The organism is Polaromonas sp. (genome assembly GCF_030682935.1).
Lineage (GTDB): Bacteria > Pseudomonadota > Gammaproteobacteria > Burkholderiales > Burkholderiaceae_C > Polaromonas.
Map to the genome: position 1 here is coordinate 1 of NZ_JAUXNA010000324.1, position 18029 is coordinate 18029.

The window sequence follows — 18029 nt, forward strand, 5'->3', positions numbered from 1 at the left end:
ACGGCCAGCGGCGAGGTGATCCGCACCGGCACCCGTGCCAAAAAATCATCGGCGGGCTACGACCTGACGCGCCTGATGGTGGGCAGCGAAGGCACGCTGGGCGTGATCACCGAAGTCACGGTCAAGCTCTACCCGCTGCCCGAGGCGATTTCGGCCGCGATCTGCTCGTTCCCGAGCATCGAGGCGGCGGTGCGCAGCACCATCCAGATCATCCAGATGGGTATTCCGATTGCGCGCGTGGAACTGATTGACGCCAACACCGTGCGCATGGTCAACGCGCACAGCAAGCTCGGCCTGCGCGAAGAACCGCTGCTGCTGATGGAGTTTCATGGCACACCCGGCAGCGTGAAGGAACAGGCCGAACTGGTGCAGGAGTTGGCCAGCGGCCACGGCGGCAATGCCTTTGAATGGGCCAGCACACCCGAAGAGCGCACGCGTCTGTGGACGGCCCGGCACAACGCCTACTTTGCCGCGATCCAGAGCAAGCACGGCTGCCGCGCCATTTCCACCGACACCTGCGTGCCCATTTCGCGCCTGGCCGACTGCCTGCTCGAATCGGTGGCCGAGGCCGAGGCCAGCGGCATTCCTTACTTGCTCGTCGGCCATGTGGGCGACGGCAACTTCCACTTTGGCTACCTGATCGACCCCAACAAGCCCGAAGAGCGCGAAGTGGCCGAAGCCCTGAACCACCAGCTGGATCAGCGCGCGCTGCGGCTGGAAGGCACTTGCACCGGCGAACACGGCATCGGCTTGGGAAAGATGGATTTTCTGGTGGCCGAGACCGGCGACGGCGCGGTGGCCATGATGCGCAGCATCAAGCGCGCGCTGGATCCGCACAACATCATGAACCCGGGCAAGATTTTCACGCTCTGAGCGTGGCGTGCCTCCTTGCGCCGGGTCAAGGGCTGAGCCGCCTGGGCGCTGGACTTTTGGGCGCAGCGGCTGCACGCTGCTTGAGACACAACCTGATGGCCCGCCATGAAAACATCCCCACCGCCCCAGCCGCCTGAAGAAATTGAACTCAAGCTCGCGCTGCCCACGTCCAGGCCTGCGGAACTGGCGCAGCGACTGGCCCGCGCGCCGGTGCTGGCGCGCCGCAAGCCAACGCAGCTGCAGCTGCACAACGTCTATTTCGACACGCCCGGGCAGTTGCTGCACCAGGCGCGGGTGGCCTTGCGGCTGCGTCGCGTCGGCAGCGCAGCCAGCCCGCAGTGGCTGCAAACCCTCAAGATGGGCGGGCGCAGCGACTCGGCCTTGAGCCAGCGCGGCGAATGGGAGGCGCCTGTGCCCGGTGCCGAACTGTCATGGCAGGCGCTGCAGGCCACGCCGTGGTCAGGACTCGACCCGGACGGCAGCGTTTTCAAGGCGCTGGCGCCATGCTTTGCCACCCACTTTGACCGCACCCGCTGGACCGTTCGCAAGCGTGACGGCAGCGTGGTCGAGGTGGCGCTGGACATCGGCCACATCGAACTGGGCGACCAGCGCGCGCCCATTTTTGAACTGGAACTTGAACTGCAGGCGGGCCCGCCGGCCGCGCTGTTCGACGTCGCCCGGCAGATTGCGCGCAGCGTTGCCGTGCTGCCGGCCAACATCAGCAAGGCCGAGCGCGGCTATGCCCTGGCGCAGGGCACGCTGGCGCTGCCCCTGCGCGCCCAGCCGCCACCGCTGAAGTCCGGCATGGCATTGACCGATGCAGCGCAGTGCGTGCTGCGCGAAATGTTTGGCCAGTTCACCACCAACCTGGACACGCTGCGCACCTCGGACGACCCCGAGGTGGTGCACCAGGCCCGCGTCGGCTGGCGACGCTTCAGGAGCGCGCTGCGGCTGTTCAGGCCCGCCCTGGCGGCGCACCCCGCGCCGTCCTGGCAAGCGCTGCAGCCGCTGCTGTCCTTCATGGGCGAGTTGCGGGACCTTGATGTGGCCCGTACCGACACCTTGCCGCCGCTGGCTGACGCCTACGCGGCAGGCGACGCCAGGCGCGCCGCCAGGTGGCAGGCGCTGGACCAGGCGCTGGCGCAGGCAGCCGCGCTGCAGCGCAAATCCGTGCGCTACGCGCTCGAAGCACCGGCGATGGGTGCGGCCCTGCTGGCCACCACCGAATGGCTGGAAACCCTGCCCGTTCCGAACGGCCCCGCTGCCGTCAAGGGCAGCCAGAAAATGCCGCTGCAGCGCTGGGCCAGGCGCCGCATCGCCCGCCTGCATGCGCAGTTGAAGCTGGCCGTGAAGGACGCCGCCCATCCAGACCGCCAGCACCGCGCCCGCATCTTGGCCAAGCGCCTGCGCTACGGCCTGGAAGCGCTGCGCCCGCTGCTGCCCAAGGGGCAGACCAAGCGCTGGTACCAGCAGGCCACAACGCTGCAAACGGGCCTGGGCGCCAGCCGCGACATGGTGCAAGCGGGTGTGTTGGCCGCCAGCCTGGACGCCGACCAGGGGCTGGTGGACTTTCTGCGCGGCGTTGCGGTGGGGCAGCAGCGTGATGCTTTGCTGCCAACGGCGGCGGCCAACGCACGTTGACCCGCGCGCTTAGGCGGCCCGGCTTCGCAGCGTGGGCAGGCCCACGCCGGCCGAGTCAAAGCCGCCATCCACTGCCAGAAATTGGCCGTTGACATAACTGGCGGCAGGGCTGCACAGGAAACCCACGACCGACGCGATCTCCTCGGTGGTGCCGTAGCGGTTCAGGGGAATGGCGTCGTAGTAGTCAGAGCGGATGGCCACGCTGTGGACCAGCTTGGCCATCTCGGTCTCTACCGGGCCGGGCGCGATGGCGTTCACGCGAATGCCCACGTTGCCCAGTTCAACCGCCTGCTGTTTGGTGAGGTGAATCAGGGCGGCCTTGCTGGTGCCGTACGCGACCCGCAGCGTGCTGGCGCGCAAACCAGAGATGGAGGCAATATTGACAATGCTGCCGCCGCCGCTTTTGATCATCACCGGTGCGCAGGCCTGGGTACAGAGAAACGCGCCGTCCAGGTTGGTCCCCAGCACGTGGCGCCATTCCTCGAAACTGGTCTCGGCGATAGGCTTGAAGACCGCCACGCCCGCGTTGTTCACCAACGCGTCGATGCGCCCAAAAGTGGCGGCAATCTTTTCGACGGCCGCTTGGACCTGCTGGGGGTTGGACACGTCGCAGTGCACGGCCAGAACATGTTGGGGGTCGTTCAGCAAGGCGTCGGTTTTGCCCAGCGTATCGGCATCGATGTCGATCAATGCGACGCGGTAACCGTGTGCCAAAAACCACTGGCCAATGGCCAGGCCGATGCCGCGTGCGCCGCCGGTGATCACGGCGACCGGGGTTGTTTCGTTGGGGACTGTCATGAATGCTCCTTAAAAAGCGGGTTGGTTGTAAAAAATTTGATTGATTTGATGGTTAGGGCGCGGTGGCCGGCAGCCATTCTTCCAGCGTGACCTCAAAGGTCATGCAGATCGGGTTCAAGCCCGCCACAAAGGCCCCGCCAAAAACGTTTCCTTCGGGGTCCGCGACCACCCCCGACAGGCAAGCCCGCAGCGATCCGTCGGCCTGCGAGCGGATCTCACCGGCGAGGCTGACGATCTCAACCGCCGGACCCCGGATCTGCTGCCAGCGGCCATCCTGGCGGCCCAGGCAGGCATCGACCAGGCTGCCGAGTGCGCCGCGCACAAAGGCGTTCTTGAAGCCGTGCGCCAGGCAGAGTTTTTCCACCCCCTGGATCAGGTCCTCGTTGGGTGCGATGCGTGCGTAAGCCACCCGGCCCATGGCGCCGCTCTCGACAAAGCCCGCGCTATGCATGAACCATCTCCTGCTGGGGTTGCAGCAAGGAGAGATTGGTTTCAGGGTCGTAGCGCGCGCGCAGTTCGAAATCGTCCAGCGAGGTGACCAGCACCGCAATGGGCTCGGGGCCGACGATGCTTTGACTTGCCAGGATATGGCCGCCCTTGATCCGGCCGGCCGCAGTTCGGATCGCGGCATGGCAATGGACCAGCGGTGCGCCTTGCGCGCTCTTGCCCAATGTGGCGTTGCCAAAAATCATGAAGGCTTGTCCGCCGTCAATCGGGGCGGTGTAGGCAACGACCGACTGGCCCGAGGGGTCGGGGGGTGCCACGCAGTAATGCAGACGGGAAAAGACGCCGCAGAGAATGGTGGTTGAAGCGTTCCTGATGCCCATCGCATTCAGCGGCTCCACCAGGGCATCAAACAGGCTCAGCCCGGGCTGCAGCATCAGCCGGATGTGCCGTCCACGGCGTGAATGCAGGCTGCGGATCCGGATCGGATCCAGCGGGCCCGGATGCACCAGCGTGCGCGCGCGGCTGCCCTGCGGCAAGGTGTGGCTCATCTGCTTTGTCTCCTGTTTGCTTGTGATAAACAATGCCGGCCTGTACCGAGGATCGCTCGGCCAGCCTGTTGGTCTGGCGCACAGTCTAGGCAATCCCAACCATTTGCAAAAGTCTTATTTTCAGATCGATTGATTTAGAATTCCTATCAATGGAACTACGCCACCTACGCTGCTTTGTCGCGGTTGCCGAAGAACTTCACTTTGGCCGCGCGGCCAAGCGCTTGCACCTGTCGCAGCCGCCGGTCAGCCTGGCGATCAAAGAGCTTGAAACCGAGCTCGGCCTGCGCTTGTTCGAGCGCACATCACGCCATATCCAGCTCACGCCCGGTGGCGAGGAGGCGCTTCGCGACGCCCGGGCCGTGCTGGCGCGAACCGAGTCCATGCGCCAGCATGCGGGCAACGCGGCGCGCGGTCACGGGGGATCGTTGTCGGTGGGCTTCATCAGCCTCGCGGCCTATTCCTTCCTGCCCGACGTGCTGCGCCGCTTCACCACGGACTTTCCGGAGGTGCGCATCTCCTTGCATGAGTCCACCACGGACCAGCTGCTGGGCGACCTGGAGTCCGGAACGCTGGACGTGGGATGCATCTTTGCGTCGCCACTGCTGCCGGCCACCCTCACCTACCGGGCCACCAATCGGGATCCGCTGATCATTGCGCTGCCGGAGCACCATCGGCTGGCGCATCTTGCCCGTGTCCCGCTGGAGCGCCTGGCGGATGAACAGTTTCTGACTTTCGAGCGGCATTTTGGCCCCATGATGTTCGACACCGTGGTGAGCACCTGCATGCGGCACGGCTTCAGTCCGCGCATCTTCCCGGCGCGGCAAATGCACACCATCGTGAGCCTGGTGTCGGGCGGAATCGGGGTGGCGCTGGTTCCGGCTTGCGTCGAGGTGTTGCACCGCGAAGGCGTGGTGTACCGGCCGCTGCGCGGTGACCGCACACCGGTGGAAACCGGCGTCGCCTGGCGCACCGAGGACGACGCCCCCCCGGTGCGCGCGTTCATCCGCTATTTGCCCAGGATGCTGGCCAAAGCGCGGTAAGCCCGGCAAACGCCAGCGTTACGCACCGCTTGCGCGTGCCGCCTCGGCCTGCAGCGCCGTCAGCTCGCGGCTGGCCTGCATCAGCCGGTTGCCCAGCGCCGCGCCCCGGGCCGTGCCGAGCCGGCTCTCGATGGCGCCGATGCTGATCGACGCCACCGGACGGTTGTTGGCATCGAACACCGGAACGCCAACGGCCCAGCTGCCCTCGATCACCAGGCCGGGCTGCGTGCAGTAGCCCTTGTCGCGGGCCTCTCGAATCAGCTGCCAGATCGCGTCGTCCGTGCAGCGCGCAAAGCGCTCTGCACGCAGCGCGGCGTTGCGCGACAGCACATCCACGACCTCGATATCCGACAGCGCCGTCAGGATGGCGCAGGCGCCCGCACCCACCCCCAGGGGCCAGCGGTCACCGGGCTTGATGAGCTGGTTGCGGATCGGGAAATCGCCTTCGTGGCGCGACAGGCAGATGCTCTCGTAGCCGTGCAGCACGGTGAAAAAGACCGTGTCCCCCGACTCCAGCGCCAGCCCCCGCAGGATGGGCGCGGACAGGCGCTGCAATTCATAACTCGGTTCGGCGGCCAGCCCGACGGCAAAGGCTTCGGGCCCCAGCCGATAACAGCCGGAGGTGCGGTCATGCAGCACAAAGCCCTCGTCCACCAGCGTGCGCGTCAACCGGATGGCGGTTGCCTTGTTCAGTTCCAGGCGCCGGCCAATCTCCCCCATGCGCAGCCCGCCGGGACCGATGCGCGTGAGAAGCCGCAGCACCGACAGGCCGCGCCGCAAGGTCTGGGCGCCCGCTACTTCAATATTCCGGGGGGGAAGAGGAGGTGTATCGAGAGTCATGCCGTGGACTGGATGGTTCATATTGCAAACTATTGACCCGGGAAAACCCGCATCGCGCCACTCACATAGTGGACCTGTTTTTATCGACCCATGCCATTTCCCTGCGCGGTCAACGCAGCGCCAAAGTAAAGTTGCATTTCAAGCCAGAGCACTCGATCCGCAAAAGTCGCCAAACAGTTCATATACTAAACCTTCGGAAAGCATTTGTGGCAGCACCCCTCCAAGCACCGGTCCACATCGTCGGCTGGTCTCATTCGAAGTTTGGAAAATTTGACGGACTCGACAGCGAGACGCTGATTGCCGATGCGGTTCGCGGTGCGCTCGCAGACGCAGGGCTGGAGGCCGCGCAAGTCGATTCGGTCGTCATAGGCACCTTCAACGGCGGCTTTGTCCAACAGGACTTTCCTTCGTCGCTGGCCATCAACGACCAGCCCGGGCTGCGCTTCAAGCCGTCGCTGCGCGTGGAGAACGCCTGCGCCACCGGCTCGGCGGCGATCTACACCGGCCTGCAGGCGATCCGCGCAGGCGATGCCGACGTGGTGCTGGTGGTGGGCTACGAACGCATGAATGGGCTGCCCACGGCGCAAGTGGGCGATGTGCTGCTCAAGTGCGCGTACGTCAAGGAAGAAACCTCCAGCGCCGGTTTTGCGGGGGTGTTTGCCGGCATTGCGCAGAAGTATTTCGATACCTATGGCGACGCCAGCGATGCCCTGGCGCGCATCGCGGCCAAGAATCACCGCAACGGCGTGTCCAACCCCTACGCCCACGTCCAGCGCGACCTCGGCTTTGAGTTCTGCAACACCGTCAGCGACAAAAACCCGATTGTGGCGGGCCCCTTGCGCCGTACCGACTGCTCGATGGTCAGCGACGGCGCAGCCGCCCTGGTGCTGTGCAGCGATCGAATGCGCAAGGCCGGCAGCTTTCGCCGCGCCGTGCAGTTCAGGGCCGCCAGGCACGTCAACGATTACCTGCCGGTCTCACGCCGCGACATTCTCCGGCTGGAAGGTGCGCAGCAAGCCTGGCAACGCGCGTTCGCCGAGGCTGGCTGCACGCTGGATGATTTGTCGCTGGTGGAAACGCACGACTGCTTCACCATCGCCGAGCTGCTGGAAGTCGAAGCCATGGGCCTGGCCGCCCCGGGCCAGGGGCCCGCCATCATTCGCGAGGGCCAGACTGAACGCGGCGGTCGCCTGCCGATCAATTTATCGGGTGGCCTGAAAGCCAAGGGCCATCCGATCGGGGCCACCGGGGTCTCGCAGCATGTGCTGGCAGCGATGCAGCTGGTCAATGAGGCCGGCGACATGCAGCTGCCCGGCGCCCGGCTGGCCGGCGTGTTCAACATGGGGGGCGTGGCCGTGGCCAACTACGCGAGCATTCTGGAACGCTCGGCATGAACGCCGCCACCTACGCGGCATCCGCCAGCCCTGCGTTGTGCGGGATGCCGCAAGGCCTGCCGCAGGTCATGAACCTGGGCCATCTCCTGACGCAGACGGCAGATAAATACCCCGATCGTCCCGGCTTTATCCAGGGCGAAACCAGCCGCACCTGGTCGCAGATCAATGCGCGCGTCGATGCGCTGGCCCACCACCTCCAGGCGCAGGGCATCGGCCCCGGCGACCGCATCCTGGTTCAGCTGACCAATGGCCTGCCGCTGTTCGAATCAGCCTGGGCCGCCTTCAAGCTGGGGGCTGTGTGGGTCCCGGTGAACTACCGGCTCACGCCAGCGGAGGTCGCGTACATTGCGAGATCAAGCGGCGCCGAGCTGATGATCACGCAGTCTGCTTTCGATGCCCATGTGGCGGCCGCGCAGGCCGAATCACCGGTCTCGCTGCGCGTGCTCAGAGCCGACCAGAGGGTGTACCAGGCGATCGTGTCGGAGCACACCACGCCCTTTGAGGCGGCGGAAGTCACCTACCACCATCCGCTGTGGTTTTTCTTCACGTCGGGCACGACCGGACGGCCCAAGGCCGCTGTGCTGACGCACGGGCAAATGGCCTTTGTCGTGACCAACCATCTGGCCGACCTGCTGCCCGGCTTGCGCCACGATGAGGCCTCGCTGGTGGTGGCCCCGTTGTCGCACGGCGCCGGCATTCACGCGCTGGTCAATGTGGCGCGCGGCACCGCCAGCGTGTTGTTGCCCAGCGAAAGCCTGGACTGCGCAGCGGCGTTCCAGGCCATCGAAAAGCACCGCATCACCAACCTGTTCACGGTTCCGACGATTCTCAAGCGCCTGGCCGAAGACCCTGCTGCCGCACGCTTTGACCACTCCAGCCTCAAGCAAGTGATTTACGCGGGCGCGCCGATGTACAAGGCTGACCAGCAACGTGCGCTGGCCGCGCTCGGCCCCGTGATCGTGCAGTACTTTGGCTTGGGCGAGGTCACGGGCAACATCACGGTACTGCGCGCCGACGAGCATCTTGAGGGCGGCGGCGCGCTGCTCGGCACTTGCGGCACAGCCCGCTGCGGCATGGAAGTGGCCGTGCTGGACGAGCAGTGCCAGCGTGTCGCCACGGGAATACAGGGCGACATCTGCACGCGCGGCCCCGCTGTGTTTGCCGGCTACTGGAACAACCCGGAAGCCACGGCGCAAGCGTTTCGCGGCGGCTGGTTTCATACCGGCGACCTGGGAACCATGGACGCGCGCGGCTTCGTCACCATCACCGGCCGTTCTTCCGACATGTATATTTCCGGCGGGTCCAACGTCTACCCCCGCGAGATCGAGGAGGCGCTGCTGACCCTGCCCGATATCGCAGAAGCCGTGGTGTTTGGCGTGCCGGATCCGCAATGGGGCGAGTTGGGTGTTGCCGTGCTGGCAGCGCGCGATCCGTCCGCGGCCCTCGCGCCGGACCAGGTACTGGCGCATCTGCAGCCGCTCCTGGCCAAGTACAAATGGCCGCGCACCATCGAATTCTGGCCCTCGCTGCCCAAGAGCGCCTACGGCAAGCTGGTCAAGAAAGACATCCGCGACGAGTATCTGCGCCGCCTTGAAAGCAACCCGCAGGCGGCCGGCTAAACCTTTTTCAGTTCACCATAAAACCAGGAGACATCTCATGAACATCACACGTCGCTACTTGCTTGCAGGCGCCAGCGCACTCGCCGTTCCGTTCGGCAGTGCCTTTGCCCAAAAAGCCGAATTCACCGTCAAGTACGGCAACAACCTGCCAGTCACGCACCCGATGAACATCCGGGCTGCGGAGATGGCTGCCAAAATCAAAGAGGAATCCAAGGGCCGGCTCGACTTCCAGGTTTATCCGAACAACCAGCTGGGCAACGACACCGACATGCTGTCGCAGGTGCGCTCGGGTGCGCTGGACTTTTTCACGCTGTCACCGCTGATTCTGGGCACGCTGGTGCCTGCCGCCCAGATCAGCGGCGTGGGCTTTGCATTCAAGGACTACACCCAGGTGTGGGCGGCCATGGATGGTGATCTGGGCGCCCATGTGCGCAAGCAGATCGCCGGCTCGTCGAGCCTGTTTGCATTCGAAAAAATCTGGGACAACGGCTACCGCCAAATGACCTCCAGCATCCGCGCCATCAATACGCCCGAGGACCTCAAGGGCATGAAGATCCGCATCCCGCCCAGCCCATTCTGGGTCTCCATGTTCAAGGCCTTCGAGGCCGCCCCGGCCACGATCAATTTTGCAGAGGTGTATTCGTCGCTGCAAACCAAGGTCGTCGACGCCCAGGAAAACCCGCTGGCGATCATTGCAACGGCCAAGCTCAACGAGGTTCAGAAGTACTGCTCCATGACCAACCACATGTGGGATGGCTTCTGGTTCCTGGGCAACAAGAAGTCCTTCGAGCGCCTGCCTGCGGACCTGCAGGCGATCGTCACGCGCAACGTCAACGCGGCCGGACTGAATCAAAGAGCGGACGTCAAGACACTGAACGACAACTTGCAGGCAGATCTCAAGGGCAAAGGCATGATCTTCAACAACGCCGAGGCCGAGCCGTTCCGCGCGAAACTGCGCGCTTCCGGCTTTTACGCTGACTGGCACAAGAAGTTTGGCGACGAGGCTTGGGCCGTGCTGGAAAAATACACCGGCAAGCTGGCTTAAAGGGAGGCCAGGGTGCACAACAAGGTCGTGGCGATGCAGTCCGGAAAACCGTTTGTCCCTGCCTCCCTGGAGGCAGCCAGCCCCATACAGGTCTCTGCAAAAACCGGCCGGCGTCCCGGTCCGCTGGGGCGCGCGCTGATCCGGCTGGATGATGCCGTTGGCACGCTGGAAGACTGGTTCCTGGTCGCCGCCCACGCGGCGATCGCTGGCCTGGTCTTTCTGGGTGTGCTTGTCCGCTACGTCTGGAACAACCCCTTGACGTGGGATCAGGAGCTCATCGTGGCCTTGTTCACCTGGCTGATCTTCGTTGGCGCGGCCGCTGCCATCCGCCACCGGATGCACATTCGCGTCGATCTGGTGGGCGGCCTGTTCAAGCGCCCGGCGTTCAGGTTCGTCACCTGGATCAGCGCGGCCATTGGCACCCTCGCCGTGATGGCGCTGCTGTGGTCGGCCACGCTCAACTTCACCGAAGTGCTGGGCGCCCTGACACCCATGCTGGAGATGTCGCAGGGCGTGCTCGACGGCGCTTTGCCGGTAGGTCTGGCGCTGCTGCTGCTCCACATGGCACGAATCCTGGTCGAGCACGGCGCTGCTGCCGTGTTCGCGGGCGAACTTGAATCCCTGCAGTAGGAACCCCCCATGCTTTTTCTGGCTCTGGGCTTCACCGCCCTGCTCATCCTCGGCCTGCCGATCTTTCTGGCCATGGCCGGCGCGGCGATTGCCGTCATCGGCAGTGGCGACATTCCGCTGGGCGTGGTCGCGCAGCGTATCAGTGCGGGCGTGCAGTCGTTTCCGCTGCTCGCGGTATTGCTGTTTACCCTGGCCGGCGCCCTGATGAACGAATCGGGGATCAGCGACCGGCTCTTTGCGCTGACACGCGCCTTCGTCGGACACATCCGCGGCGGGCTGGCACAGTCCGTGGTGATCAGCAATGTGTTTCTTTCTGGCATCTCGGGCTCGTCGGTGGCGGACTGCGCCGCATCGGCCCGCATTTTTGTGCCGCAGCTCACCAAGGCCGGATGCGGACAGGGCTTTGCGGCTGCACTTTGCGCCGCGTCGTCGTCGCTCGGCCCCATCATTCCGCCATCCATCCTGATGGTGATCTACGCCTGGCAGGCCAACACCTCGCTCGGTGACCTGTTTTGGGCCGGCATCATCCCGGGCCTGGTGATGGCCGTGTGCATGATGATCGTGGTCGCCATTGTTGCGGCCAGGCGGAACTTTCCAAAAGATGGCGGCATGTCCAGCGCGCGCCTGTGGACCACGTTCAAGCAGGCCTTCTGGGCGCTGATGATGCCTGTGCTGATACTCGGCGGCTTTCGCGCCGGTGTTTTCACGGCAACCGAAATCGCAGGTGTTGCCGCCGCCTACTCGTTCGTCGTCGGCGCGTTCTTTTACCGAACACTGTCGTTCAAGATACTGCCGCGGATCCTACGAACCACCGCCATGGAAACGGCCGTTGTCCTCGTCATCGTGGCTGCGGCCGCACCCTTCAGCTGGATCCTGGCCGTCGAGCAGGCGCCTCAAATGCTGGTGCAGGCGATCAAGGGCATCACGTCGAACCCCTGGGTGCTGTTGCTGGTCCTGAACGTCGCCTTGCTGCTGCTGGGCATGGTGATGGAATCGATTGCGATCATGATCATCCTGGTGCCCATCCTGCTGCCGGTGCTGACCGCGTTCGGCATCGACCTCACGCACTTCGGCATTGTGTTGCTGATCAACCTGGTGATTGGCCAGCTGACGCCGCCGGTGGGCGTGTTGCTGTTCGTGGCGGGCTCGGTCTCGCGCACCAAGCTGTCGGACATCATTCGCGAGATGAAGCCTTTCTACATCGCGCTGATCGGAGCGCTTGCACTGGTGACCTACATCCCTGCGCTGTCGCTCTGGTTGCCGAGCGTCTTCAAGTAGCCAAAGCGCTTTGGCAAACAGGGCAGCATCGTCAGGCGCCTCTTCGATGCAGGCCTGCAGGTACATGGCGCAGTCTTCATCGGACGGCAGGTAGTCGGCGGCATCGAAGGGTTTGATGCCCAGTTTTTCGGCTGCTTTGGGGTTCATCGTTCACGCCTTCAAAAGTTGGACCATTCCTTGGGCCTTCGCAATGTCTTTGTTCTGGCTGGACTTGTCGCCGCCGCCAAGCGCGACAATGACCGTGGCGCCGTCTTTCCGGCAATGGATGCGGTAGCCAGGGCCTGAGTCAATGCGCAGTTCAGTGACTTCCTGGCCAACCGGCTTGCAATCGCCCCAGTCCCAGTGTCCAGCGACAGGCGGGCAAGACGCGCCAGAACCTTGACCTACTTTGTCACGAAGCCCGCTGATCCAGGCATCGAATTCAGCCGTTCGCAGGATTTGAAACATGGAAAACTGTAATCCATGGTTTACAAAAATACAAACGCCGGAACCGCCGCTTCAAGCGGCAGCAAATAACACCCTCCACCTTTCCAGCACCGCACCATGACCACAACAACACTCGCCAGCCGGCTCAGAACCCACCTGGAGGCGCACGCCGCGCTGGGCCTGGTGACCTACCAGCAAGCGGCGCAGGCGCTGCAACTGCTGCCGCCCCACACGATTCACCAGATCACCAACGCGCTGGAGCAACTGATGGCCGAGGACGTGGCCGCCGACCGGCCCCTGATTGCCGCGCTGGTCGTCGGCAAGCGGCGCGACGGCCTGCCTGCACCGGGGTTTTTTGAATGCGCGGCGCAACTGGGCCGCTTTGCCGGCGATGCGGCGGGGCCGGACGCCAGGGCGTTTCATGCGCGCGAGTTCACCGCGGCGCTCGCCTTCTGGGCGCTGCCTGCGGGTCAGCCGGGTGCAGCCCAGCCTCACACGCAACGCACAATGTGAGCGCTCGCTCAGCCGGAAACCAAGCACCCATCGACAAGATCAATGATCCGGTCGCAGCGCGCAGCCAGGCGCGGGTCGTGCGTGACGATCAGGCAGGCGCTGCCGTGGTCGTGGTTGAAGGCGCACAGCAGGCTGAACACCTCGTCGGCCGACACGGTGTCGAGGTTGCCGGTGGGCTCGTCGGCCAGGATCAGGCGCGGCCGCAGCGACAGCGCCCGCGCAATCGCCACGCGCTGCTGCATGCCGCGCGACAACTCACCGGGCCGCTTGTATTCGGCGCCCTTCAGGCCCACGCGCGCCAGCAGTTCTCTAGCATTGGCTTCAGCCTCGGCCGTGGCGGTGCCATGGGCAATGATGGACGGCAGCAGCACGTTCTCCAGCGCGGTGAAGGCCGGCAGCAAATGGTGGAACTGGAACACGAAGCCAATCGTGGCGCCGCGCAGTGTCGTCAAGCCGGCATCGTCGAGCGACTGGGCCGGCTGGCCGGCGATTTCCAGCGTGCCGGAAGTCGGTCGCTCCAGCAGGCCGATGATGTTGAGCAGCGTGCTTTTGCCCGAACCCGACGGCCCCTTGAGCGCGACGAACTCGGCCTGCTGCAGGCTCAGACTGATGCCGTGCAGCACCTCGGTTTCAACCTCCGTGCCGACGTTGTAGCTGCGGCGGATGTCTGCGAGGCGCAGGATGGGGATGGGTGGGGTGGTCATGCGATCTGGATATTGTGATCGCATGAGCCTTGCTGTCTGGACAACGGGTTGCACTATGCAGAAGTTGTACTGCGGGACCGCAATCGCTGCAAATAAGACATTGGCCCAATAAGTCTCGAGAACCTGTTCAATATCTCCTGATCAGCAAGACCAAGAAAGCGAGATGGACAAACTGCAGGCTGGTGTTGAGCTTTCGCTCACAGTTCTTTCATAGGCGCCGACATTTCTCCAGCCAGGCAAACGAGCGCTCCACGACCCAGCGCTGGGGTATCACCGCAAAGGTGTGCAACTCATTGCGTTTGGCGATTTGCACCGTCGCGCCCAGCTTGTCCTTGACCGCTTGGGCAAAAGGCTGCCCGACGTAGCCGCCATCGGCCAGCACGCTCTGAACGTGGCTCAGGTTCGCAGCGCACCGATCAATAGCCTGTAGCGCCCCCTTGCGATCCGTCACCTCAGCCCTTGTGGTCAGCGCTAATGGGCATCTCGCCACTCGCGAATTGTTCGAGGACCGGCACAAGCGTACCGCACCGAAGGTGATCGCCAATCAGCCAAGTCGGTAAGTGACAGAGACCGCATCCAACCAACGTTGCGTCGACCATGGCATTCCCGTCGCTGAATTCGTGCCTTACTCGAACCTCTTGGTGCACGACCTGCCCCCCCTCGCGTGCGTTATGCCTCCCGCAGACCAATTTTGATACCGCAATTTCGTCCCTCCAAAGAAAAAAGGCTTCAAAACCAAAGTTCCGAAGCCTCTTATGCTTTGCTCAGCGCAAGGCTGAGACAGCTGGTTTGCAACGACATCTCTGCCGTTGACTGGGTTTGCAGGGCTTAGTAGCCGCCGCGACCACCGCCGCCGCCGTAGCCACCACCGCCAGAACGATCTCCACCGCCGCCGTAGCCGCCGGTACGGGGAGGACGTGCCTCCATGGGACGGGCTTCGTTCACGGTGATGCTACGGCCGCCAAGAGACTGACCGTTCATGCCGGCAATTGCGGCTTGCGCTTCGGCATCGCTGCCCATTTCGACGAATCCAAAGCCTTTGGAGCGACCGGTATCGCGTTCCATCATGACTTTTGCGCTGGTGATAGCGCCGAATTCGCCAAAAGACTGTTGCAGATCTTCGTCACGCACCGTGTAAGGCAGGTTGCCGACGTAAAGTTTATTGCCCATGGGGACTCCTCAAAAACACATAAAACAAAAGCGATGGGGTCCCGAAAGCACAACAAACCCGAGAAGTACCGCCGTAGCGCGCGAAACTGACCGATCACCTAACCTGTGCGAGTGTTTTACTACCCGCACATTTGGATTATGCGCCAAGAAACGCGGGGCAATAACATTCCTTGCCCACAACGTGCGAACCGGATAAAACGGGCTGTGCAACATTCTGGAGTTTGGTTGGCTTTAGACCCCTTCCGCTGGGGGTCGTGTGGAAACGTCCTTGGAAATGTCGCTTGCAAACACGCAGCAAAAATCAACGTCATAAAACGGCCCACAAGCGACGATCGTAGTGTCGAGAATGGTTTTAACCCGATTTTTTAATTCTGGCGCCTGTTTTTTTTAGTATTCACACACCCTCGACTGCAAGCCGACATTCGAGGGAGAAGAGTGAACGACGGCAGCCGCTGCATTGCTGCCGCTCAAAAACACCGGGCTCAATGACCGCAGCGGATCAATAGAGGCCCCCCACCTGACAGCAAAATCTCACGCCCGAATCGCCTGCACCGGGTCCATGCGCGCCGCACTGCGGGCCGGAATCGCGGCGGCGGCCAGCCCCACGACGCAGGCCACCCCCGACGCCATCAGCACCAGCAGCAGGTCGAGCTGGGCGGCAAACAGCGGGCTGCCGTCGGGACTCTTGAAGACGAACGAAAACACCACGAGCAGCGCATACGCCAGCGCCGAGCCCAGCACCGAGCCGACCAGCCCGACCAGGCCGCCCTGCAGCAAGAACACCGTCATGATGCGGCGACGCCCGGCGCCCATGGCGCGCAAGATGCCGATTTCGCGCTGCTTTTGCACCACGCTGACCACCAGCACGCTGGAAATACCGAGCGCCACGATGATGACGACAAAGCTGCGGATCAGGTTGTTGGAAACCGTTTGATTTGACAGGGCATTGAGCAGGCCGGAGTTGGTCTGCATCCAGCTGTCTACCGTGAGACCCGTCTGGGCGCGCAGGGTGTCGGCGACCTGGTTGGCACTGAACAGGTCTTTGACCGTGAGGTCGATATTGGAGACACCACCGGGCAAATCGAGCAGGGTTTGCGCGAGCTTGAGTGTGACGAAGACCCAGCGCCGGTTCAGGTCGCGGTTGCCCATGTCAAACAGGCCGGTGATGTCCAGCGTTTCGCTGCGGCCGCTGGCGCTGGTGACGCGCAGCTTGTCGCCCACCGTCACGCCCAGGTCCTGCGCCAGGTCGGTGCCAATCAGCGCGCCGGTGCCGGTCACGTCGAAGCGGCCACGCGTCATGTAGTCGTCCATGCGGACCACGCGCCGGTAGGCGTCGGGCTGCACGCCCAGAAGCACCACGCTTTTGTTGCTGTTGCCGCGCGCGGCAAAGGCCGGGCCGCTGACCACCGGCGACACCGCCAGCACGCCGGGCGCGCTGGCCGCCAGCGCCGCAATGCGCTCCCACTGGTCGACCGAGCGCAGACGCTGATCGCGCGGCTGCACCACGGCGGCCACGGCGCGGTCGGCACTGGGCGTGAGCACGCGCTGCGTGACTTCTTCAAGCGGGCGAATCACCACATGCGCCTGCGAGCCCATGACGCGGTCGATGATGGTGGCTTGCAGCTGGTTGATCAGCTGGGTCAGGAAAATGATCACGGCCACGCCGCCGGTGACGCCGGCCAGAATCAGCGCGCTCTGCATCCGGCCTTCGCGCAAAAAGCGCAAGGCCACCAGCAGCTCGAACGGCATCCAGCGGGTCCAGGAACTGAGGGCGGGGCGGTGGCGGGTAGAGGACATGGCGGGCGGAGCAAAAAAGTCAGCGCGAAATGAAGGACGGCACTTCCATGCCCCTGCTGCCCGCCACGGCCGGGCCGCGTCGCACACGGTCGCCGGGAACGGCTTTCTCGGTCTGCGGAATCGCCTCGTCGCCTTCCTTCAGGCCTTGCGCAATTTCGACCGCACCGACGCCGCGCAGGCCGAGCTGGACCGGCGTGCGCACGGCGCGTCCGGCCTGCAGCAGCAGCACCCAGGGCGCCTCGCGGTCGGCCTCGCGCACCGCGCCCGAGGGCAGCACCAGCGCGTCTGGTTTGGTGCCGCCCACCAGCTCCACCGACACCGTCATGTCGGGCCGCAAAAACGCGGGCGCCTGCGGCACGGCCAGCCGCACCTCGACCGTGCCGCGCTGCGGGTCAACCGCCGGCGCGATGTAGCTCAACCGCGCTTCAAACGACTGGCCCGGATAGGCGTCGGCCACGGCGCGCGCCGCCATGCCGGGCGTCAGCAGGCGCAGGTTTTTTTCGTCGATGCCGGCGTCAATGCGCAGGCCGCCCTGGGCCGCCAGCGTCAGCAGCACGCGGCCGGGCTGGGCCATGCTGCCGGGCTCTGCGTTGCGCGTCAGCACCAGCGCGTCAAGCGGGCTGGTGATGGACAGCCGCGCCAGCTTGGCCTCGGCCACCGCCACCGCCGCCACGGCCTGCTCCACGCGCGACGCGGCCAGCGTGCGCTCGACGCCGCTGGCCTGGTTGGCCTGCGCCTGCACGCGGGCCGACTCGAGGGCGCTGCGCGCGGTGTCGAGCGCGCGCTGGGCGTCGTCGAGCTTTTGCTGCGAAAAGAAACCCTGCGCCACCAGCTCACGGGCGCGCTGGTGCTCGCGCGCCGCCGCCGTGAACGCAGCCTGGGCCTGCACCACGGCCTGCGAGGCCACCGGCGCCGTCACGGTGGCTTGCTGGGTGGCGCGGCCGCGCGCCTCCAGCAAGGCGGCGCGCGCCTGCTGCAGCGCCGCGCGGGCTTCGGCGTCCGACAGGCGCAGCAGCAGCGCGCCGGCCTTCACGCGGTCGCCTTCGCGCACCAGCACCTCCTGCACCGTCGCGGTGACTTCAGCGCCAATGTCCAGCCGCGCCGGCGCATTGAGCCGCCCGGTCGCCACCACCGACTGCACGATGCCCGTGCGCGCCACGGCTACCACCTGAACCGGCGTACCGCGCTGGCGAGCCAGCCCCAGCGCTGCGGCCACGACCAGCAAAACCAGCACGCCTGCGCCCCATTTGACAAGAGGTTTCATGC

The 18029-nt window shown here is 64.6% G+C and carries 18 protein-coding genes and 1 pseudogene; 9 read left to right on the forward strand and 10 right to left on the reverse strand.

What is annotated here, in order from left to right:
• Both Q8K05_RS14905 and Q8K05_RS14910 read left to right on the forward strand, forming a co-directional pair.
• Positions 1 to 873 (forward strand): FAD-binding oxidoreductase (locus Q8K05_RS14905; protein WP_305247413.1); only part of this gene is annotated, 873 nt, incomplete at its 5' end.
• A 105-nt stretch (positions 874 to 978) separates the two neighbouring features.
• Entirely contained in the window at positions 979 to 2514 is a 1536-nt protein-coding gene (locus tag Q8K05_RS14910; protein ID WP_305247414.1) for a CYTH and CHAD domain-containing protein, read from the forward strand.
• Positions 2515 to 2523: 9 nt separating this feature from the next.
• Here the strand turns inward: Q8K05_RS14910 and Q8K05_RS14915 are convergent, their stop codons facing one another.
• From Q8K05_RS14915 to Q8K05_RS14925, 3 genes are read right to left on the reverse strand one after another with little or no spacing between them, the layout of a single operon-like run.
• Complete coding sequence (locus Q8K05_RS14915) at positions 2524 to 3312, reverse strand: SDR family NAD(P)-dependent oxidoreductase (protein WP_305247415.1); 789 nt, start codon at positions 3310 to 3312, stop codon at positions 2524 to 2526.
• A 52-nt stretch (positions 3313 to 3364) separates the two neighbouring features.
• Positions 3365 to 3763 carry a PPC domain-containing DNA-binding protein gene (locus Q8K05_RS14920; RefSeq protein ID WP_305247416.1) on the reverse strand — a complete coding sequence of 133 codons (399 nt, stop codon included), beginning with the start codon at positions 3761 to 3763 and terminating at the stop codon, positions 3365 to 3367.
• Positions 3756 to 4307, reverse strand: coding sequence for a PPC domain-containing DNA-binding protein (locus Q8K05_RS14925; protein WP_305247417.1), 552 nt, complete (start codon positions 4305 to 4307; stop codon positions 3756 to 3758). Before Q8K05_RS14925 ends, Q8K05_RS14920 begins: the two co-directional genes overlap by 8 nt.
• Positions 4308 to 4456: 149 nt before the next feature.
• Between Q8K05_RS14925 and Q8K05_RS14930 the strand changes: the two genes are divergently transcribed.
• Positions 4457 to 5347 (forward strand): LysR family transcriptional regulator, encoded by an 891-nt coding sequence (locus Q8K05_RS14930; RefSeq protein ID WP_305247418.1) that lies wholly within the window; start codon positions 4457 to 4459, stop codon positions 5345 to 5347.
• An 18-nt stretch (positions 5348 to 5365) separates the two neighbouring features.
• Here the strand turns inward: Q8K05_RS14930 and Q8K05_RS14935 are convergent, their stop codons facing one another.
• Positions 5366 to 6187 carry an IclR family transcriptional regulator gene (locus tag Q8K05_RS14935; RefSeq protein ID WP_305247419.1) on the reverse strand — a complete coding sequence of 274 codons (822 nt, stop codon included), beginning with the start codon at positions 6185 to 6187 and terminating at the stop codon, positions 5366 to 5368.
• 206 nt (positions 6188 to 6393) lie between these two features.
• Between Q8K05_RS14935 and Q8K05_RS14940 the strand changes: the two genes are divergently transcribed.
• From Q8K05_RS14940 to Q8K05_RS14960, 5 genes are read left to right on the forward strand one after another with little or no spacing between them, the layout of a single operon-like run.
• Complete coding sequence (locus Q8K05_RS14940) at positions 6394 to 7581, forward strand: acetyl-CoA acetyltransferase (protein WP_305247420.1); 1188 nt, start codon at positions 6394 to 6396, stop codon at positions 7579 to 7581.
• On the forward strand, positions 7578 to 9200 hold the full coding sequence (locus Q8K05_RS14945; RefSeq protein ID WP_370868869.1) for an acyl-CoA synthetase: 1623 nt from the start codon (positions 7578 to 7580) through the stop codon (positions 9198 to 9200). The genes Q8K05_RS14940 and Q8K05_RS14945 overlap by 4 nt, the downstream gene beginning before the upstream one ends.
• 37 nt (positions 9201 to 9237) lie before the next feature.
• Positions 9238 to 10245 (forward strand): TRAP transporter substrate-binding protein, encoded by a 1008-nt coding sequence (locus Q8K05_RS14950; protein WP_305247421.1) that lies wholly within the window; start codon positions 9238 to 9240, stop codon positions 10243 to 10245.
• Between the two features lie 12 nt (positions 10246 to 10257).
• Positions 10258 to 10875, forward strand: a complete 618-nt coding sequence (locus tag Q8K05_RS14955; RefSeq protein ID WP_305247422.1) for a TRAP transporter small permease — start codon at positions 10258 to 10260, stop codon at positions 10873 to 10875.
• A 9-nt stretch (positions 10876 to 10884) separates the two neighbouring features.
• Positions 10885 to 12153: a TRAP transporter large permease gene (locus Q8K05_RS14960; RefSeq protein WP_305247423.1), complete on the forward strand. Its 1269-nt coding sequence runs from the start codon at positions 10885 to 10887 to the stop codon at positions 12151 to 12153.
• Between the two features lie 150 nt (positions 12154 to 12303).
• Here Q8K05_RS14960 and Q8K05_RS14965 read toward each other — a convergent pair whose 3' ends face one another.
• Entirely contained in the window at positions 12304 to 12600 is a 297-nt protein-coding gene (locus Q8K05_RS14965) for a type II toxin-antitoxin system RelE/ParE family toxin (RefSeq protein ID WP_305247424.1), read from the reverse strand.
• A gap of 96 nt (positions 12601 to 12696) precedes the next feature.
• Here Q8K05_RS14965 and Q8K05_RS14970 point away from each other — a divergent pair, with 96 nt between their 5' ends.
• Positions 12697 to 13092 (forward strand): hypothetical protein, encoded by a 396-nt coding sequence (locus tag Q8K05_RS14970; protein ID WP_305247425.1) that lies wholly within the window; start codon positions 12697 to 12699, stop codon positions 13090 to 13092.
• A gap of 8 nt (positions 13093 to 13100) precedes the next feature.
• Here Q8K05_RS14970 and Q8K05_RS14975 read toward each other — a convergent pair whose 3' ends face one another.
• The 5 genes and pseudogenes from Q8K05_RS14975 to Q8K05_RS14995 form a co-directional block, all read right to left on the reverse strand.
• A complete protein-coding gene (locus Q8K05_RS14975; protein WP_305247426.1) occupies positions 13101 to 13796 on the reverse strand; it encodes an ABC transporter ATP-binding protein in 696 nt (231 codons plus the stop codon).
• A 127-nt stretch (positions 13797 to 13923) separates the two neighbouring features.
• Positions 13924 to 14265 (reverse strand): annotated as a pseudogene (locus Q8K05_RS14980) (transposase); the annotation flags it as partial.
• Positions 14266 to 14624: 359 nt separating this feature from the next.
• Entirely contained in the window at positions 14625 to 14966 is a 342-nt protein-coding gene (locus tag Q8K05_RS14985) for an RNA-binding protein (protein ID WP_305247427.1), read from the reverse strand.
• A 531-nt stretch (positions 14967 to 15497) separates the two neighbouring features.
• Complete coding sequence (locus Q8K05_RS14990) at positions 15498 to 16763, reverse strand: ABC transporter permease (protein WP_305247428.1); 1266 nt, start codon at positions 16761 to 16763, stop codon at positions 15498 to 15500.
• A gap of 19 nt (positions 16764 to 16782) precedes the next feature.
• Positions 16783 to 18027 carry an efflux RND transporter periplasmic adaptor subunit gene (locus Q8K05_RS14995; protein ID WP_305247429.1) on the reverse strand — a complete coding sequence of 415 codons (1245 nt, stop codon included), beginning with the start codon at positions 18025 to 18027 and terminating at the stop codon, positions 16783 to 16785.
• Positions 18028 to 18029: the final 2 nt, after the last annotated feature.

Coding starts and splice junctions, on each gene's coding strand:
- Q8K05_RS14985 (WP_305247427.1), bottom strand. CDS start 14,966: ATGGGCAATAAACTTTACGTCGGCAACCTGCCTTACACGGTGCGTGAC.
- Q8K05_RS14935 (WP_305247419.1), bottom strand. CDS start 6,187: ATGACTCTCGATACACCTCCTCTTCCCCCCCGGAATATTGAAGTAGCG.
- Q8K05_RS14930 (WP_305247418.1), top strand. CDS start 4,457: ATGGAACTACGCCACCTACGCTGCTTTGTCGCGGTTGCCGAAGAACTT.
- Q8K05_RS14945 (WP_370868869.1), top strand. CDS start 7,578: ATGAACGCCGCCACCTACGCGGCATCCGCCAGCCCTGCGTTGTGCGGG.
- Q8K05_RS14960 (WP_305247423.1), top strand. CDS start 10,885: ATGCTTTTTCTGGCTCTGGGCTTCACCGCCCTGCTCATCCTCGGCCTG.
- Q8K05_RS14990 (WP_305247428.1), bottom strand. CDS start 16,763: ATGTCCTCTACCCGCCACCGCCCCGCCCTCAGTTCCTGGACCCGCTGG.
- Q8K05_RS14915 (WP_305247415.1), bottom strand. CDS start 3,312: ATGACAGTCCCCAACGAAACAACCCCGGTCGCCGTGATCACCGGCGGC.
- Q8K05_RS14950 (WP_305247421.1), top strand. CDS start 9,238: ATGAACATCACACGTCGCTACTTGCTTGCAGGCGCCAGCGCACTCGCC.
- Q8K05_RS14975 (WP_305247426.1), bottom strand. CDS start 13,796: ATGACCACCCCACCCATCCCCATCCTGCGCCTCGCAGACATCCGCCGC.
- Q8K05_RS14920 (WP_305247416.1), bottom strand. CDS start 3,763: ATGCATAGCGCGGGCTTTGTCGAGAGCGGCGCCATGGGCCGGGTGGCT.
- Q8K05_RS14925 (WP_305247417.1), bottom strand. CDS start 4,307: ATGAGCCACACCTTGCCGCAGGGCAGCCGCGCGCGCACGCTGGTGCAT.
- Q8K05_RS14910 (WP_305247414.1), top strand. CDS start 979: ATGAAAACATCCCCACCGCCCCAGCCGCCTGAAGAAATTGAACTCAAG.
- Q8K05_RS14995 (WP_305247429.1), bottom strand. CDS start 18,027: ATGAAACCTCTTGTCAAATGGGGCGCAGGCGTGCTGGTTTTGCTGGTC.
- Q8K05_RS14965 (WP_305247424.1), bottom strand. CDS start 12,600: ATGTTTCAAATCCTGCGAACGGCTGAATTCGATGCCTGGATCAGCGGG.
- Q8K05_RS14970 (WP_305247425.1), top strand. CDS start 12,697: ATGACCACAACAACACTCGCCAGCCGGCTCAGAACCCACCTGGAGGCG.